The sequence below is a fragment of the Streptomyces sp. NPDC048650 genome, from assembly GCF_043199095.1.
Lineage (GTDB): Bacteria > Actinomycetota > Actinomycetes > Streptomycetales > Streptomycetaceae > Streptomyces.
Genome location: NZ_JBICVM010000014.1, coordinates 81,502 through 98,397, shown reverse-complemented (window position 1 = coordinate 98,397; position 16,896 = coordinate 81,502). Strand labels below are relative to the sequence as shown.

The 16,896-nt window shown below is 73.5% G+C and carries 14 protein-coding genes; 10 read left to right on the top strand and 4 right to left on the bottom strand.

Going from position 1 to position 16,896, the window contains the following annotated elements; genetic code table 11:
* The first annotated feature begins 184 nt into the window (after window positions 1-184).
* Entirely contained in the window at window positions 185-1,453 is a 1,269-nt protein-coding gene (locus ACGFML_RS30850) for an FAD-dependent monooxygenase (protein WP_393548912.1), read from the top strand.
* A 163-nt stretch (window positions 1,454-1,616) separates the two neighbouring features.
* Complete coding sequence (fdhD, locus tag ACGFML_RS30845; protein WP_393548911.1) at window positions 1,617-2,501, top strand: formate dehydrogenase accessory sulfurtransferase FdhD; 885 nt, start codon at window positions 1,617-1,619, stop codon at window positions 2,499-2,501.
* 21 nt (window positions 2,502-2,522) lie between these two features.
* On the opposite strand, the gene ACGFML_RS30840 is transcribed toward fdhD, so the two are convergent.
* Complete coding sequence (locus ACGFML_RS30840) at window positions 2,523-2,984, bottom strand: MarR family winged helix-turn-helix transcriptional regulator (RefSeq protein ID WP_393548910.1); 462 nt, start codon at window positions 2,982-2,984, stop codon at window positions 2,523-2,525.
* 146 nt (window positions 2,985-3,130) lie between these two features.
* Here ACGFML_RS30840 and ACGFML_RS30835 point away from each other — a divergent pair, with 146 nt between their 5' ends.
* Window positions 3,131-4,072: a zinc-binding alcohol dehydrogenase family protein gene (locus ACGFML_RS30835; RefSeq protein ID WP_393548909.1), complete on the top strand. Its 942-nt coding sequence runs from the start codon at window positions 3,131-3,133 to the stop codon at window positions 4,070-4,072.
* A 339-nt stretch (window positions 4,073-4,411) separates the two neighbouring features.
* The gene (locus ACGFML_RS30830) at window positions 4,412-6,400 is read left to right on the top strand and encodes an exo-alpha-sialidase (RefSeq protein ID WP_393548908.1); all 1,989 of its coding nucleotides are present in this window, start codon (window positions 4,412-4,414) and stop codon (window positions 6,398-6,400) included.
* 91 nt (window positions 6,401-6,491) lie between these two features.
* On the opposite strand, the gene ACGFML_RS30825 is transcribed toward ACGFML_RS30830, so the two are convergent.
* Window positions 6,492-7,589: a bile acid:sodium symporter family protein gene (locus ACGFML_RS30825; protein ID WP_393548907.1), complete on the bottom strand. Its 1,098-nt coding sequence runs from the start codon at window positions 7,587-7,589 to the stop codon at window positions 6,492-6,494.
* 224 nt (window positions 7,590-7,813) lie between these two features.
* Between ACGFML_RS30825 and ACGFML_RS30820 the strand changes: the two genes are divergently transcribed.
* The 4 genes from ACGFML_RS30820 (at window position 7,814) to ACGFML_RS30805 (ending at window position 12,853) form a co-directional block, all read left to right on the top strand.
* A complete protein-coding gene (locus ACGFML_RS30820; protein ID WP_393548906.1) occupies window positions 7,814-8,677 on the top strand; it encodes a LysR substrate-binding domain-containing protein in 864 nt (287 codons plus the stop codon).
* Between the two features lie 255 nt (window positions 8,678-8,932).
* Entirely contained in the window at window positions 8,933-10,759 is a 1,827-nt protein-coding gene (locus tag ACGFML_RS30815) for an AMP-dependent synthetase/ligase (protein ID WP_393548905.1), read from the top strand.
* Between the two features lie 172 nt (window positions 10,760-10,931).
* On the top strand, window positions 10,932-11,765 hold the full coding sequence (locus ACGFML_RS30810) for an aldo/keto reductase (RefSeq protein ID WP_393548904.1): 834 nt from the start codon (window positions 10,932-10,934) through the stop codon (window positions 11,763-11,765).
* Between the two features lie 296 nt (window positions 11,766-12,061).
* Window positions 12,062-12,853, top strand: coding sequence for a VOC family protein (locus tag ACGFML_RS30805; RefSeq protein ID WP_393549001.1), 792 nt, complete (start codon window positions 12,062-12,064; stop codon window positions 12,851-12,853).
* A 102-nt stretch (window positions 12,854-12,955) separates the two neighbouring features.
* Here the strand turns inward: ACGFML_RS30805 and ACGFML_RS30800 are convergent, their stop codons facing one another.
* A complete protein-coding gene (locus ACGFML_RS30800) occupies window positions 12,956-13,891 on the bottom strand; it encodes a class I SAM-dependent methyltransferase (RefSeq protein WP_393548903.1) in 936 nt (311 codons plus the stop codon).
* Between the two features lie 102 nt (window positions 13,892-13,993).
* Here ACGFML_RS30800 and ACGFML_RS30795 point away from each other — a divergent pair, with 102 nt between their 5' ends.
* The gene (locus tag ACGFML_RS30795) at window positions 13,994-15,133 is read left to right on the top strand and encodes a DUF1266 domain-containing protein (protein ID WP_393548902.1); all 1,140 of its coding nucleotides are present in this window, start codon (window positions 13,994-13,996) and stop codon (window positions 15,131-15,133) included.
* Window positions 15,134-15,468: 335 nt separating this feature from the next.
* Window positions 15,469-16,392: a YihY/virulence factor BrkB family protein gene (locus tag ACGFML_RS30790; RefSeq protein WP_393548901.1), complete on the top strand. Its 924-nt coding sequence runs from the start codon at window positions 15,469-15,471 to the stop codon at window positions 16,390-16,392.
* Window positions 16,393-16,407: 15 nt separating this feature from the next.
* Here ACGFML_RS30790 and ACGFML_RS30785 read toward each other — a convergent pair whose 3' ends face one another.
* Complete coding sequence (locus ACGFML_RS30785) at window positions 16,408-16,719, bottom strand: 4a-hydroxytetrahydrobiopterin dehydratase (protein WP_393548900.1); 312 nt, start codon at window positions 16,717-16,719, stop codon at window positions 16,408-16,410.
* Between the last annotated feature and the right edge of the window lie 177 nt (window positions 16,720-16,896).

Sequence of the window (16,896 nt, the reverse complement as noted above, 5' to 3'; positions counted from 1 at the left end):
GGCGTGCGCCCGCATCGGGGCCGCCCGGGGAAGGCGTCGCGCTCGGCCGGCGCCGTCTGGCGCCCGGACGCCGTACCTCTCGGACCGAGCCGCCGTGTGCGTCAACTGCTGTGAGAATGCATCCGGTTGCACCGGGCCGACCGACCATCGGCCCGGCCGGACAGCGGACAGGGGAAGTGGCCGTATGAGGGACAGCAGGGGTACGGACGGAATCCGGGTGGCGGGAGCCGAGATCGCCGTCGTCGGCGGGAGCGTCGCGGGCTGCGCCACGGCGCTCGCCGCACATCGCGCCGGCGCCGGCCGGATCGTCGTGCACGAGCGCGCCGCGGGACACCTCGCCGACCGCGGGGTCGGCCTCGCCGTACACAACGCACGGTATGCCGAACTGGCGGCAGCGGGCTATCTGGACGCCGGGATGCCCTGGGTTCAACTGGCCGCCCGGCGCTGGTACGTCCGCGACGGCGCGGCGCCGCTGGGCCGCCTCATCGGCGTCCAGCCGTTCCCGTTCCGCTCGTACTGCTGGGGACCGCTCTGGCGGGAGCTGCGGCAGCGGCTGCCGGAGGCGGTGGTGTTCCACACGGGGGTGACGGTACGTCAGGTGATTGCCGAGGCGGACGGTGTGCGGCTGCGGGCCGACGGCGACGGCGCGTCCGAGGCCGAACGGTTCGACCTGGTGATCGGCGCCGACGGCTACCGGTCGGTGGTCCGCGACGCCGCGTTCCCCGACGTCCGACCCCAATACGCGGGCTATCTCGCCTGGCGCGGCGCCGTACCGGCCGAACGGCTGGAATCGCTCGCCCTCCCGGGCCTGCCGTCGGAGCCGTGGGCGGCGGAGGACTGCGTCTACGGCGTCTTCCCCGGTGGCCACGTCATCATCTACCGCATCCCGGACGGCAACGGCGGCCACCGCGCCAACTGGGTCCTCTACACCGCCCCGCCCGCGGGTCTCGACCTGCGGCTGGAGACTCCCACCAGCCTGCCGCCCGGCACCCTGACCGACGCGCTGCACGACCATCTCGCCCATGTCACCGACACGTTGCTGCCTCCGTACTGGGGCGCGCTGATGCGGCTGACGACGCCGCAGGAGCTCTTCGTCCAGCCGATGTACGACTTCACGGCGCCGCGCTACACCGCCGGACGCCTGCTGCTGGCCGGTGACGCGGCGACCGTCGCCCGGCCGCACACCGGCGCCGGAGCGGTCAAGGCGTTGCAGGACGCCGCCGCTCTGGAGGACGCGCTGCGGGCGCTGCCGCAGCGGCCGGATGCGCTGGCGACCTACGGCGCGGAGCGCGGTGCGACCGGCCGGACGATGGTGGAGCTGGGGCGGCGGCTGGGCCGGGCGTTGGTCCAGGAGACGCCGGAGTGGGGGACGGTGGACCAGGCGGGGCTGGATGCGGCCTGGGCGGCGGCCGACGGCTCGGGGGCGTTCGGCGGGCGTGAGCTGAAGGGCTGAGCGCCATGCGCCGGTGGCCGCGGCCCGGCCGCGCGCGGGCCGCGGTGCCGGCCGCGGGCGCTGCCGCCGGTACGGGACAATGAGAGCGTCACGGGCCGCCTCGGCGGCCGACACCTACGGCACCGGGACCGAGCACCACCGGTGAGGACGGGACTGATCGGACATGGGACGGGTTACCGAGCGACGCCGCGTCATCCGGATTCGCGACGGTGCGGTCAGCGCCCGCCCGGACACCCTCGTCGCCGAGGAGCCGCTGGAGATACGCCTGGGCGGCAAGCCGCTGGCGATCACCATGCGCACGCCCGGTGACGATTTCGCGCTGGCCGCGGGCTTCCTCGTCAGCGAGGGAGTGCTGGCGGCGGCCGACGATCTGGCGAACATCGTGTACTGCGCGGGGGCGACGGACGGCGGCCCGTCGGACGGAACAGCGGACGCGGACGGGATGAACACGTACAACGTCGTGGATGTGCGGCTGGCCCCGGGCGTCCCCGTCCCGGACATCACGCTGGAGCGCAACGTCTACACGACGTCCTCGTGCGGGCTGTGCGGCAAGGCCAGCCTGGACGCGGTCCGCACCCAGGCCCGCTGGTCCCTGGACACCTCGCCCGGCACCCCCTTCCGGGTCGATCCGGCGACCCTCGCGGCGCTCCCCGACCGGCTCCGCGCCGCGCAGCGGGTCTTCGACCGGACCGGTGGCCTGCACGCGGCCGCGCTGTTCACCACGGACGGGGAGCTGGTCGACGTCCGAGAGGACGTAGGACGTCATAACGCCGTCGACAAGGTCGTCGGACGCGCACTCCAGCAGGGGCGGTTGCCGCTGTCGTCCTGCGTGCTGATGGTCTCCGGCCGGGCGTCCTTCGAGCTGGCGCAGAAGGCCGTGATGGCGGGCATCCCGGTGCTCGCGGCGGTCTCCGCGCCGTCCTCGCTCGCCGTCGACCTGGCCACCGAGACCGGGCTGACCCTGGTCGGGTTCCTGCGCGGCAGCTCCATGAACGTCTACGCGGGCGAGCACCGCCTCGCCCTGGACGCCGCCGCCGGCGGGCGCTGAGGCCGCACCCGCACCCGCCGCCTACGGGGCGACCCCCGGCTGTTCCGGCAGCGCGATCCTGGTCAGCAGGGCGATCAGCTGCTCGCGTTCCGCGGGAGTCAGGGCCGCGGTCAGCTCCGCGTTGGCCTCGTCGCCGAGCCGCTGGGTGCGGCGCAGCCGACGCTCACCCTCGGCCGAGATCTCGACGGCGTTCTTGCGCCGGTCCCTGGGATCGGGGGTGCGGGTGACCAGGCCGTCCCGCTGGAGGTCGCCGACGATCGCGACCATGTCCTTGGGGTCGATGGCCAGGGTCCGGCCGAGCTCGGCCTGGGACACCGGGCCGAGCTCGGCGACCGCGGACAGCACGGCGTGATGCATCATCCGCATGCCCTCGGCGGCGAGGGCATCGGCGACCAGACGGTGGCCGCGGGCGGCGGCGCGGCCCAGCAACCAGCTGGGGAGCGCGCGGATGCGGGAGGGGGCGTACAGGGGGTGGTCGGACATGGGACCACCGTATCGAGAAATCCATGGGTCTCACCAACGAAAACCGTTGGCCTACCCCATGGTTTTCGTTTACCGTTGGGCCCACCAATGAATATCGGTCGGTGCGCAGCCCTGCGCAACGGCCGCCCCCAGGGAGGTGCCGGCCCATGCGCCGCGTCCGATTCCACGCCTACGGCGGCCCCGAAGTCCTGCGGCTCGAAGAGGCCGAGAGCCCGGCGCCGGGCCCCGGCGAACTCCTGGTGCGCACCGAGGCGATCGGCGTCACGCTGCCCTGTGTGCGCCGGGTGCGCGGGGACGGCAAGGGCGCCGGCGATCCGCTGCCCGGCACGCCGGGCGGCGAGGTGGCGGGGGAGGTCGTCGCCCTCGGTCCGGATGTCACCGGCTTCGCGGTCGGCGACCGCGTCACCTCGCTCACCCTCACCGGGTCGTACACCGAACTCGCCCTCGCCCCCACCTTCCTGGCCTCCCGCATCCCGGACGGGGCGGGCGCCGTGCAGGCGGTCGCCCTGGTGCGCAGCGGGCAGGTCGCACTGGCCGCGCTCAGCACCGCCGCACCGGCCGGTACCGAATCCGTGCTGATCACCGGGGCGGCCGGCGCCACCGGACATCTCGCCGTGCAACTGGCCAAGCTCCAGGGGGTGCGGCGGGTGGTGGCCGCCGTCGGTTCGGCGGCCAAGGCCGAGTTCCTGTACGGGCTCGGGGCCGACGAGGTGGTCACGTACGACCAGGAGTCCTGGGGTGAGCCCGTCGACATCGTGCTGGACGGCGTCGGCGGCGAGCTGCTGCCGCGCGCCCTCGCGGCGCTCGCCGAGGGCGGCCGGCTGGTCTTCTTCAGCTCCGGTGGCGGCACGGTCCCGGCGTATGAGCTGCTGGCGGGCTCGAAGAGCGTCATCGGGCTGACCATGCGGCGTTTCTCCACCGTGCACCGGGACCGGTACGAGCGGCACGGGGCACAGCTGTGGGAACTGGCCGGGGCGGGGCGGCTGCGGGCCGCGGTCCACGCCGAACTGCCGCTGGCCGAGGCCGCGCAGGCGCACGAGATCATCGAGGCGCGGACCAACCTCGGCAAGGTGGTGCTGCGGCCGTGAGGAGCCGCGGACGGGGCGGATCCGACGGGTTCGCCGGAGGCGGCGTAGGCGCACAGGAGAAGCAGCCGCCCCGGGAGCCCGCGGCACCTCCGCGGCGCGCGGCCCGACCGGCACTCCCCGCCCGGCCGACACATCCCGCCCCGCCGGCGCTCCCCGCCCGCACGGCCCACCCGCCGCATCGCCTGCGGGCCGGGCGAGTGAAATCCGGGCCCCGCGCGGCGAACTGACGCAGGCTCCTTGTCGCCGTCCGCACGCGGCAGTAGCTTCCGTCGCGGATGCACATAGGACGTTGGATGTCCTGATGACCCGACGCCGAACCCCGAAAGGGCAGGCCGGACCATGACGTCAGTTCTCCGCGCACACCCGAGCCCTCGCAGCAGACCACTGCGGCGCCGAGCCGCAGCCGGTCTCGCCGCGCTCACCGCCGCAGTCCTCGCCCTCCTCCCGACCGCCCCCGCACAGGCCGCGCCCGACGCGGCGCCCGCGACCGCCACGTCGGCCGCCGCGGCCCCCACCCCCGCCCCCGCGGGCGGCTTCGACCAGCAGGTCCTCTTCAAAGCCGCCCAGGGACAGGGCTATTCCTGCTTCCGGATACCGGCGATCGTGCGGTCCACGCACGGCACTCTCCTCGCCTTCGCCGAGGGCCGGGTGCACGACTGCGGCGACTCGGGCGACATCGACCTGGTCGTCAAGCGCTCCACCGACGGCGGCCGCACCTGGGGCCCGCTACAGGTCATCAACCACGGTGACGGCGACACCCACGGCAACCCGGCTCCCCTCGTCGACCGCCGCACCGGCCGCATCGTCATCGCCGAGACCTACAACAAGGGCCGCAACGACGGCCTCAGCTGCGACGTCCCCTGCGACCGCACTCCCCACCTGCAGTACAGCGACGACGACGGCGCCACCTGGTCCGCCCCCCGGGACCTGACCCCCACCATCCGCCCGCCCGAGTGGAACTCCTGGTACGCCACCGGCCCCGTGCACGGCATCCAGCTCACCCGGGGCCGGCACGCGGGCCGCCTGGTCTTCGGCATCAACGCGGAGAGCTACGCGCAGAACCGGGTCACCGCCAACCACGCGGCGCTGGTGCACAGCGACGACGGCGGCCGCACCTGGCGGGTCGGCGCGCTGGACACCTGGCCCACCGCCGGCGACGGAACCTTTCGGCAGAAGCCCTCGGAGATGACGCTCCTGGAACGCGGCGACGGCTCCGTCTATGTCAACGGCCGCGAGCAGGACGGTACGGACCTGGGGCACCGCACCGCCGCCGTCAGCCGCGACGGCGGCGGCACCTTCGCCGCCCCCTTCCGCACGATCCCCGACCTCTACTCCCCCATGGTGCAGGCCTCGGCGCTGCGCCTGCCGCGCTCGCAGGCCGCAGGCGGCCGCTCCCGCACCCTCTTCGCCGCGCCCGCCGACCCCGACCGGCGTCGGAGCATGACGATCCGCTCCTCCTGGGACGAGGGCCGCACCTGGGAAGGCGTCGACCGGGGCGCCCAGGTCACCACCGACTGGTCCGGCTACTCCGACATGGCCGCCCTCTCCCCCGACGTCACCGGACTGCTCTACGAGGGCGGCAAGGCCGACGCCCGTGACGAGATCCGCTTCGCCCGCTTCACCGAGGAATGGCTCGGCCCGCGCCGCGCGCCCGACCCCACCACCCGCGACGACGCCCGCGGCGCCCGCCCGGCACTCGTCCTGGGCGGCGCCCGGCCCACCGACGGCGTGTTCGGCGATGCGCTCGCCTTCGACGGCGGGGACGACGCCGTGCGGCTGCCGTACCGCCCTTCCCTCCCGCTGGGCACCGACGACTTCACCTGCAGTCTCTTCTTCCGCTACGAGGCCACCACCGGCGAACAGCCGATGCTCTGGATGGGCGGTGTGGGCAGCAGGTCGCCGCAGGTGGTGGTGAGCGGCGACCCCGCGAAGAACCGGATCACCGCCCATCTGACCGCCGCCGACGGCGCCCGCCCGACCGTCACCGCGCAGGTCGCCTCCGAGGGCGCGTACAACGACGGCCGTTGGCACCATCTCGCCCTGCGCCGCACCCACGGCCGGCTGCTCCTCACCGTGGACCTCGTCCGGACCACCAGCGTCCCGGACGTCCCGGGCTCGGTCAGCCGGGGCTCGGTCTTCGGCGTGCACCTGGGCCAACGGCTGGACAGCCGGGCCCAGTTCACCGGCGCCTTGGACGACGTCCGGGTCTACCGCCGGGCGCTGACCGACGAGGAACTGTCCGGTCTGCGCACCTCCGGCGCGTCCGCCGCGGGGCCGCTGGTGCTGCGGCTGGCGCTGGACCGGGTGCACGGGGGTGCGCGGAACTGAGCGCGAGCCCTCCGCCCGGCCCGGTGGCGGCCCCCACCGGGCCGGGCAGCCGGCCGGGCCGGGTACGACACGGCCCGGGGCACGTCGGCGGTCACCGCCGCGCGCCACCGACCGCGGCATCGTCCTGCTCGGTGCCGGTCTCCGCACTGCGCGGTGCATGGCGGCCGTCCGCCGCCGGCGTCGGATCCGCCGCGTCCGCCGGGCGGGTCGGCTCCGTGGCGGCCCGTGCCGCGTACCGCTTCGCCAGCACCGCGCACACCATCAACTGCATCTGGTGGAACAGCATCAGCGGCAGCACCGCCGGCCCGGCCTGCGCGCCGAAGAGCGCGCTCGCCATCGGCAGCCCGGCCGCCAGGCTCTTCTTCGACCCGGCGAAGGTGATCGCGATCCGGTCCGCGCGGACGAACCCGAGTTTCCTGGAGCCGTAAGAGGTGACGGTCAGCATCACCGCCAGCAGGACCGCCTCCACGCCCAGCAGGCACAGCAGGCTCCGTGGGGAGACCTGGTGCCAGATGCCCTCGACCATGCCGGCGCTGAAGGCGGTGTAGACGACGAGCAGTATCGAGCCGCGGTCCACACGGCCCAGGGCCCTCTTGTGCCGGATCAGGAAGCCGCCGACCCAGCGGCGCAGCACCTGCCCGGCGGCGAACGGGAGCAGCAGCCGGCAGACGACGGAGAGCAGCGAGCCGGCCGAGAAGCCGCCGCCGCCGTCCAGGACGAGGCCCGCCAGCAGCGGGGTGACGACGATGCCGACGATGCTGGAGAAGGATCCGGCGCAGATCGCCGCGGCCACATTTCCGCGGGCGATGGAGGTGAAGGCGATGGAGGACTGGACCGTGGAGGGCACCAGGCACAGAAACAGCAGCCCGGTGCAGAGGGTCGGCGAAAGCCCCGGCGGGGCCAGTGCGCGGGCGCCCAGGCCGAGCACCGGGAAGACCACGAAGGTGCAGGCGAGCACGGTGAGATGGAGCCGCCAGTGGCGCAGTCCGGTCATCGCCTCGCGGGTGGACAGGCGCGCGCCGTAGAGGAAGAACAGCAGGGCGACGGCTGCGGTGGAGGCGCCGTCGGCGACCGCGGCGGCCGGTCCGCGTGCGGGCAGCAGCGCCGCCAGGCCGACCGTTCCCACCAGCGCCAGGAGGTATCCGTCCACGGGCAGCCAGGAGGGCGGGGTGAGCAGGGGGCGGCGCATGGTCTCTCTTCGGTCGTTCGGTGATCGCGGGGCGGACCGGCCGTGGCCGGGGCACCGCCCGGTCCAGGGTGCCGTGGGCGACGGCGATCGGGAACCCCGCTTACTGTGGTGACTGTTATCGCAGATCGTGATGGCGCGAGGGCAGCGAGGGCCGCTGTTGTCGCGAGTGGCCGGGGTGCCGCCGAGCGGTACCGACGCGGGGAGCACGACACGGAGGCCCGGGCATGTTCGAACCCACACAGCTGCGCACCTTCCTCACGGTGGCGCAGACGCTGAGCTTCACCCAGGCCGGGCACCGGATGGGGCTGCGGCAGTCGACCGTGAGCCAGCATGTGCGGAAGCTGGAGGAGGCCGCGGGGCGGCGGCTGTTCGTCCGGGACACGCACGCGGTGGAGCTGACCGAGGACGGGGAGGCGATGCTCGGCTTCGCGCGCACGATCCTGGAGGCGAACGAGCGGGCCGCGAGCTTCTTCACCGGGACGCGGCTGCGCGGCCGGCTGCGGTTCGGCGCCTCGGAGGACTTCGTGCTGACGCGGATGCCGGAGGTGCTCGAAGGGTTCCGGCGGGAGCACCCCGAGGTCGATCTGGAGCTGACGGTCGAGCTGTCCGAAACGCTGCACCGGCGGCTGGCGGCCGGCCGGCTCGATCTCGTACTGGCCAAGCGCGGCCCGGAGGCGTCGCGCGGGCAGCTGGTGTGGCGCGACCGTCTGGTGTGGGTGGGCACCGAACGGCTGCGGCTCGATGCCCGACGGCCCCTTCCGCTGGTCGTCTACCCGTCGCCCGCGGTGACCCGGGCCCGCGCGCTTCAGGCCCTGGAGCACCAGGGGCGGGAGTGGCGTATCGCGTGCACCAGCGGAAGCCTGAACGGACTGATCGCCGCAACCCGGGCCGGACTGGGAGTTATGGCACACACCATGGGCATGATCCCGCCAGGTCTGGTGCGGATCCCGCCGCGCGCCGGGCTGCCGGAACTCGGCGCGGTGGACTTCGTCCTGCTGTACGGGCGGGACTCGCGCGCGGCGCGCGGTCCGGCGGAGGCGTTGGCCGACGCGATCCTGGCGGGCGGCGATCGGCTGCATCTGTCTTAGGGGGTCCCGCCTGGTCCGCGGGCTCCGGGGCGCGGGGCGGCCCATGCAGAGATTTGGTGCAGAAACGGTCCCGGCACCGTGATAGTCCGGAGACGAACCTGCCGGATCATGTCCCCTCTTCTCCGAAGTAGCCCGATTTCCCACCTTGGCTATTTCCCGTACACGCACGTCCGCGCCGTGGTACCGCCCTCCCGGACACCGCCGCCTTGGGGTACGGTCTCGGCCCTGTGAGGAGCACCACGAAGGGCTGGGTCATTGCGCGAGTTCACCGTCCCCCCTTTGGCAACCGCACCGCAGGTCGGCGGGCTGGCGGATTCCGTCTACGACAACGCCGACGCTGATCCCGGCCGGATCGCGCTGACCCGCAAGGACGGCGAGGGGCACTGGCAGGACGTCCCCGCGGGGCAATTCCGGGACGAGGTCATGGCGCTGGCCAAGGGGCTGCTGGCACAGGGCGTCCGATTCGGCGACCGGGTCGGCATCATGTCCCGTACCCGCTACGAGTGGACCCTGTTCGACTTCGCGCTGTGGTCCGTCGGCGCCCAGTCCGTCCCGCTGTACCCGACGTCGTCGGCCGAGCAGGTCTTCTGGATGCTGCACAACGCCGGCGTCTCGGCCTGCCTGGTCGAGCACGAGGACCACGCGATGACCATCGGTTCGGTCATCGACCGGCTGCCGCAGCTGCGCAAGCTCTGGCAGCTGGACGGCGATCCGGTGGCCGAGCTGACCGCGGCCGGCGCGCACATCGAGGACGACGTCGTGCACCGCCACCGGATGGCGGTCACCCCGGACGCCATCGCGACGATCATCTACACCTCGGGCACCACGGGTCGGCCCAAGGGCTGCGTGATCACCCACGCCAACTTCATGGCGGAGTCCGACAACATGGTGATGAGCCATGAGCGGGTCTTCAAGTCCAAGGCGGGCGAAGAGGCGTCCACGCTGCTCTTCCTTCCCCTCGCCCACGTCTTCGGGCGGATGGTGCAGGTCGCGGCCGTCCGCGGCCAGGTCAAGCTGGCCCACCAGCCCGAACTCGCGGCCCGCGCGCTCCTGCCCGACCTCCAGAGCTTCCGGCCGACCTTCATCCTCGCGGTGCCGTACATCTTCGAGAAGGTCTTCGCCGCGGCCCGCCGCAAGGCCGAGGCGGACGGCAAGGTGGCGGCCTTCGACAAGGCCGTCGACATCGCGGTCCGGTATGCGGAGGCGGTCGAGCACAAGGCGTTCGGCACCGGATCGGGGCCCGGCGCCGCGCTGCGGATGCAGCACCAGATCTTCGACAAGCTCGTCTACAGCAAGGTCCGGGACGCGATGGGCGGCCGGGTGCGGCACGCGATGTCGGGCGGCTCGGCGATGGAGCGCCGGCTCGGGCTGTTCTTCGCGGGCGCCGGAGTGATCATCTACGAGGGCTACGGCCTGACGGAGAGCACCGCGGCCGCCACCGCGAACCCACCCGAGCGGACCCGCTTCGGCACCGTCGGCACACCCGTCCCCGGCACCACCGTGCACATCGCGGAGGACAGCGAGGTCTGGCTGTACGGCGGGCAGATCTTCCAGGGCTACCACAACGACGCGAAGGCCACCGATGCCGTGCTGCACGACGGCTGGTTCTCCACCGGCGACCTGGGGGCCATCGACGAGGACGGCTATCTGACGATCACCGGCCGCAAGAAGGAGCTCCTGGTCACCTCCGGCGGCAAGACCGTCGCACCAGTGCCGCTGGAGGAGCGGGTACGAGCCCATCCGCTGGTCGCACAGTGCATCGTGGTCGGCAACAACCGGCCGTTCATCGCCGCCCTGGTGACACTGGACCCGGAGGCGGTCGCCCACTGGCTGACCATGCGCGGCAAGCCGGAGATGCCGGCGGGCGACCTGGTGCGCGACCCGGACCTGGAGACCGAGATCCGGCGCGCCGTGGTGGCCGCCAACACGCTGGTCTCGCAGGCCGAGTCGATCCGTACGTTCCGGATACTGGCCAACCAGTTCAGCGAGCAGCACGGGCTGCTCACGCCCTCCCTGAAGCTCAAGCGCAAGGCCATCGAGACCGCCTACTCGGCCGAGGTGGACGCGCTCTACCGGGCGTAAGGGGCCGGTCCGGCCCGGTCGGGCGGGTCGGGCAGGTCGGACCCGCCCGACCGCGGGAAATTCGCGGCGCATCTCCCGCGACGGGAATGTCCGGAGGCGGATGATCGTTGACGCACGAGAAGCGCATAGACGCACGACCATGCAGTCGACCGATGTAAGGATCGAATCCCCCGTGAGCAAGGTTCCGTCCATCACGCTCAACAACGGCATCGCGATGCCCCAGCTCGGCTTCGGCGTCTGGCAGATCCCGGACGACGAGGCGGCCGCCGCAGTCGGCCACGCCCTGGACGCGGGCTACCGCAGCATCGACACCGCCGCGATCTACGGCAACGAAGAGGGCACCGGCAAGGCCCTCGCCGCCTCCGGCATCCCCCGTGAGGACCTGTTCGTCACGACGAAGCTGTGGAACAGCGACCAGGGCTACGACTCCACCCTGCGTGCCTTCGACGCCTCGCTGGCCAAGCTCGGCCTGGAGTACGTCGACCTGTATCTGATCCACTGGCCGCTGCCCGCCGCGGACACGTACGTCGACACGTACCGGGCGTTCGAGAAGATCGCCGCGGACGGCCGCGCCAAGGCCATCGGCGTCTCGAACTTCCTGCCCGCCCACCTGGAGCGGCTGCAGGGCGAGACCTCGATCGTCCCGGCGGTCAACCAGATCGAGCTGCACCCGCAGTTCCAGCAGGCCGAGTCGCGTGCCGCGCACGCCCGGCACCAGATCGCGACCGAAGCCTGGTCGCCGCTGGGCCAGGGCAAGGGCCTCCTCGAGGACGCCACGATCGCCGGGCTCGCCGAGAAGCACGGCAGGACCCCCGCCCAGGTGGTCCTGCGCTGGCACCTCCAGCTCGGCAACGTCGCCATCCCCAAGTCCGCGACCCCGTCCCGGATCCGGGAGAACATCGACGTCTTCGGCTTCGAGCTGGACGACGCCGATCTGAACGCCGTCGCCGGCCTCGACACGGGCAACCGCCTCGGCCCGGACCCGGCCACCTTCGACGTGGCCTGAGCTACCTCGAACATCCCGGCCCGGCGACGTACGGAGCCGTGCGGCAGGCCCTCGGACGACAGGTCCGGGGGCCTACGGCCGTGGCTCACCCCCCGTGGTGCCGACCGGCCCGTCCGGTTGCTCCGGGGCCTCGTGGTCGTACGTCGCGTGGCCGGATCCGGCTGCCGAGTGGCGGGCCCGGCGGGTGGCGGGAAATCTGGAGGGAGCGGGCGGTCCCTGCGCCCACCGGCAGGGGCACGCAGCGCACTCCCTCATGTCATCAGGGCATGAGCGGCGCCCCCACCGAGGAGGCAACGATGCCCGAAGTCACCGCCCCTTACGCGCCCGGGACGCCCTGCTGGGTCGATCTCGCAGCCCCCGACCAGCAGGCAGCCATCGATTTCTACTCCGGCCTCTTCGGCTGGACCGGCGAGATCGGGCCACCGGAGACCGGCGGCTACGCCGTGTGTCAGCTGCACGGCAAACCGGTGGCCGGCATCATGGCCGCCGTCCCGATGGGCGGCCAGCCCGCGCCGCCGACGGTGTGGACGACCTATCTCGCCTCCGCCGACGCGGACGCCACCGAGCAGGCGGTGAATTCTGCGGGCGGCACGGTGCTGATGCCCGTCATGGACGTGATGACCCTCGGCCGGATGTGCATCGCGGCCGACCCCGCCGGAGCGGGTTTCGGCGTCTGGCAGGCCCGCGACTTCCCCGGCGCCGGCATCGTCAACGAGAACGGCGCGGTGATCTGGAACGAGCTGAACACCACCGACCGGGAGGTCGCGGCCCCCTTCTACGACACCGCCCTCGGTATCCGGGCCGAGCCCATGGAAGGCGCCGAGGGCTACTTCGCCCTCGCCGTGCAGGGACGGCCGGTGGGCGGACTCCAGTCGATGCCCGCGGGCGCTCCCCCCGGCACCCCCTCCCACTGGCTGACGTACTTCGCGGTGCCCGACACCGACGCGACGGTCGCCACGTTGCAGGAGGCCGGCGGTTCGACGCTCAAGGCGCCCTTCGACATGGTGGCCGGGCGGATGGCCGTCGTCCAGGACCCGCAGGGCGCACCCTTCGCCGTGATCAACCCGAAGCCGATGAACGGGAGTTGAGACCCTGCGCCGAGGAGGCGCGCACGGCGGTGCGGGGGCGGGCGGCCCGCTGGCGCGGCCCGGGCGGCCGCACGCCCGCCCCCGGCCGCGCGGTCGTTCCGGTTACTGCGCGCGGGCCGTGTGGACCGTCTGGACGGACAGCAGGAAGGCGTCCGGGCGGCGGGCCAGACCGGCCGCGTCGTGCGGGTCGGTGAGACGGGTGAGGGTGGTCAGGTCCTCCGGGTCCAGCTGGTCGCCGTACCCCTCGATGATGCGGACGAGGGTGGCGACGACGTAGTCGCGGGCGGCGTCGGGCAGCGGGGCCGGCAGGTCCAGGAGAAAGCTGCGGGTGCACGGGGTGCACAGGCCGGCGTCGGCGAGGAAGGCGGGCCAGTCCTCGATGTCCTGCGCGGTGTCCGGGAGCGCCGCGCGCATCCGCGTGAACCACTCCTCGCCGACCGCGTCGAGGCGGGACTGCAGCCCCGGGCGGCCGATGCCGAGGTCGCGCGGCAGGAAGCGGGGGGTCAGACCGCCCTCGGCGATGGCGAGCAGACCGCCGGGGCGAAGATGCCCGGCGAGGGTGGCCACCGCGCCCCGCTGGTCACCGATGTGGTGCAGGGCCCGGCTGGACCAGATGACGTCGGCGCCGCCGAGGGCGTCCAGCCCGTCGTGGACCTCGGCGACGTGGGTGTGGAAGCGGTCGCCCAGGCCCAGGCGGGCGGCACGCTCGCGGGCCCGGTCCAGGAGTGCCTCGGCCGGGTCCACCGCCACCACCTCGGCCTCCGGGAAGGCGAGCGCGAGGACGCAGCCGGCGACGCCCGGGCCGCTGCCGATGTCGAACACCCGGCGCACCGCGTCCGGATCGGGACCGTCGGCGGCGGTGAGCAGCTCGCGCAGCCACACTGCCGCCTGCTCGTAGACCGGCGTGTGCACCTCGGCGCCGCGCTCGAGGTGCGGGCCCAGCACCTCCCAGTCCACCTGGGTGGCGTCCTGATCGTGCCCGGCGTGGTGGCCGTGACCGGCGTGGTGGCGGTTGCCGGCGGGATGTGGATTGCTCATACGGTCGAGCCTCCGATACGGATCGATTCCGGGCAACCTTCCTTGCCGGTTCGGCAAACCCCGGTTCCCGTCGGACCACCGGCTCACCGTAGGGTCTGGCACGTGGCTACTCCGGGATGGATGCCGCCGACCGAGACGGAGCGGCGGCTGTGCGAAGCGACGGCGCGTGGTGACGGGGACGGACAGGTCGCGGCGGTCGCCGGCGAGGATCTGTATCTGGCGGCGCCACAGCAGGGTCAGGACCCACTGCCCGTCTACGACGATCCCGCGACGGGCGGTAAGTGCATTCCCGTCCTGACGCGCGGCATGCTGCCGCCGTGGCAGCCACAGCAGATTTTCGACCGGGTCTCGATCGAGGACCTGGCCCAGGACTGGCCCCATGACAAATGGCGGCTGGCCGTCAATCCCGGCACGCCGTCCGCCGCGTACTTGGCCGCGACACCCGGCCACCGCGCCCACTGGATGCGGATCCGCGCGCAGGTCGGCGTACGGCCCGGCGGGCTGCTGACCACGCACTACGGCGGCCCGCTGCACGGTCCGCTCGCGCAGGGGCTGGCCTGCGGCGCCCCCCTCGCGGTGCACCACAGCGTCCCGTGGAACGAACTCGGCACCGCCTTCCTCGACCCCGAGACGGACGCCAGGACGCTGCGCGAGCAGTGGTCGGTGACCGACCCGGCGAGCTGGCAGCAGCGCCTGGACCAGCTGCTCGGTGCCCGGTTCGCACCGGCCGACACCGAGGCGGCGCTGCGCGCGCGGGCCGGGACGCGGCCGTCGCCGGACGCCGACGGCGCCCCGGAGACGGCGGCTGACGGCACCCTCGGGGCGGCGGCGCAGGAGGCGGCGGGTTCCTCGGCGGGCGGCGGCACGACGGCCGCACCCGATCTGCCCGAGCTCGTCGCCCGCTACGAGCAACGCTTCCGCACGGACGGGCTGCTGCCGCCCGACGGCCGCGTGGTGTCGCTGGTCGCGATGGATCTCGCGCACGCCGTGAACCTCGTCCGCTGGGGCCTGAGCGCCCGGTTGTGCGCGCCGCCGCAGGCCGAACAGGCCGTGCTGCGGGCCGCCGAAGGAGCGCGGGAGGCGTACGGCTCGTGGGCGGAGTTCGCCGCGGGGTACGCGCTGGGCCGCATGCTGGCGTACGACAACGGCTGGTTCGGGCCGCAGTACGCCGAGACCCTGCACATCCACCGCGTCCTCACCCAGGACCCGGCCTCGCCGTGGCGGGGCCTGGCCTTCGCCTGACGCCGCCCCGGGCACGGACGGCGCGGGGCGGACCCCGGCCCGGTGGCCCGGCCCGGGCGGGGCAGATGGTGGAACGACGGGATCGGCGGTCGTGCGGGTCGCGGCCCCGGAGCCGGGAGATGATGCAGGGCCGGGACAACGGGCACATGTCCCGGCCAACGGGGCACGGAGTGAGGAAACGGGCCGGCGGCCCGACCCGGCCGGCGCACCCCGAGGGTGGATCGACTGAGAGGACGGACACGAGATGGGCGGCATCGGTATGCGCCACGGGCACACCGGCCGGTCCCGGCCGCACGGGGAGCGGCGGCCGGGGCACGTGACACCGGGAGACCGCCATGGGCGCTGACGCCGCTCCGCACGCGACCTCCGCGCCGCCCGCCGCCCCGCCGGACCACACCAGGCTGCCGACGTGGGCCCAGTGCCGCACCGCGCTGCGCCGCACGCCGGTCGCGGTGTGGCACGACGACGTGACGGACTGGGCGGCCAGCCTCACCTACTACTCGGTGCTGGCGCTGCTCCCGTCGATCATCGTCACCGTGTCCCTGATCGGCCTCGCCGACCCCGAGGCCACCGAGCAGCTCATCCAGCAGATCAGTTCCCTCGCCCCGGCCGGCTCCGGCACGGCCGTGCGCCATGCACTGATCGTCATGGCCCATCAGCACACCGCCGCCTGGGTCGTGGTGGGCGGCGCGCTGGTCAGTGCGCTGTGGTCGTCGTGCAGCTATCTGGCGGTGTTCCGCCGGGCACTGCACGCGATGCACCGTACGAAGGACGACCGGCCACCGTGGCGCAAGGCGCCGCGGATCCTGGCGACCGCGCTGCTGCTGATGGCGCTCCTGATCAGCAGCGCGGTGGTGCTGCTGGTGAGCGGGCCCATCGCGCGCGCCCTCGGCCGGGGGCTCGGGCTGGGCGAAGCGGGCGAAGCCAGCTGGAACCTCCTGAAGTGGCCCCTGCTGCTCCTGCTGGCCGCCGTCCTCGCGATGGTGCTGTTCCGTTCCGGGCCGCCGACCTCGCGCGGCGTGCGGCGCGCGGCGCCCGGCGGCATGGTGGCGGTCCTGCTGTGGCTGGTGTCCTCCGCGGGCTTCTCGGCCTATGTGTCGTACGTGGGGACCTTCAACCGCCTCTACGGCTCGCTCGCGGGCCCGCTGGTCTTCCTCATCTGGCTGTGGTTCTCGCATCTGTCGCTGCTGTCCGGTGCCCAGTTCAACGCGGAGCTGGTCCGCGCGGGCCGCGTGGTGAAGGTGCCGGAGCAGACCTGACGCCCACCGCGGGGGTCAGCGCGCCCCATGGGCGGGGGCGAGCTCCTCGATGCGGCGCGCGAGGTCGAAGTCGAGGCCGGTGATCCGGCCGCCGACACTGTGGGTGTTCACGGCGACGGACAGCCGGTTGTAGCCCAGGGTCAGATCGGCGTGATGGCCCAGTTCCTCCTGGATCTGCGCGATATGGATGACCGTCACGGCGGCCGGGAGGTGACCGTGGAAGGCGTAGCTGCGGCGGAGCAGCCCGCCCTCGGCGGACCAGCCGGGCAGCTCCGCCAGACGGTCCTGGATCTCCTTGTCGTCGAGCGGTTCCACCTGAGCGCTCATGGCGCTCTCCTCTCCTCACCGGATGCCGGACGATCCCAGCGTGGCACGCCTGGGCACCTTCGCGCCCCCGCACGCGCCCCCGCACGCGGCCCGGCCTCGGCCCGGCCCACCGCCGCGGGGCAGTGCGGGTACGGGCCGCCCGCCCGCCGCCCCGCAGCCGGTCGGCTACCGTCCCTT

Bases quoted from the DNA above. Each gene is read 5' to 3' on its own strand.
- ACGFML_RS30850 (WP_393548912.1), top strand. From the start codon at position 185: ATGAGGGACAGCAGGGGTACGGACGGAATCCGGGTGGCGGGAGCCGAG.
- fdhD (WP_393548911.1), top strand. From the start codon at position 1,617: ATGGGACGGGTTACCGAGCGACGCCGCGTCATCCGGATTCGCGACGGT.
- ACGFML_RS30840 (WP_393548910.1), bottom strand. From the start codon at position 2,984: ATGTCCGACCACCCCCTGTACGCCCCCTCCCGCATCCGCGCGCTCCCC.
- ACGFML_RS30835 (WP_393548909.1), top strand. From the start codon at position 3,131: ATGCGCCGCGTCCGATTCCACGCCTACGGCGGCCCCGAAGTCCTGCGG.
- ACGFML_RS30830 (WP_393548908.1), top strand. From the start codon at position 4,412: ATGACGTCAGTTCTCCGCGCACACCCGAGCCCTCGCAGCAGACCACTG.
- ACGFML_RS30825 (WP_393548907.1), bottom strand. From the start codon at position 7,589: ATGCGCCGCCCCCTGCTCACCCCGCCCTCCTGGCTGCCCGTGGACGGA.
- ACGFML_RS30820 (WP_393548906.1), top strand. From the start codon at position 7,814: ATGTTCGAACCCACACAGCTGCGCACCTTCCTCACGGTGGCGCAGACG.
- ACGFML_RS30805 (WP_393549001.1), top strand. From the start codon at position 12,062: ATGCCCGAAGTCACCGCCCCTTACGCGCCCGGGACGCCCTGCTGGGTC.
- ACGFML_RS30800 (WP_393548903.1), bottom strand. From the start codon at position 13,891: ATGAGCAATCCACATCCCGCCGGCAACCGCCACCACGCCGGTCACGGC.
- ACGFML_RS30790 (WP_393548901.1), top strand. From the start codon at position 15,469: ATGGGCGCTGACGCCGCTCCGCACGCGACCTCCGCGCCGCCCGCCGCC.
- ACGFML_RS30785 (WP_393548900.1), bottom strand. From the start codon at position 16,719: ATGAGCGCTCAGGTGGAACCGCTCGACGACAAGGAGATCCAGGACCGT.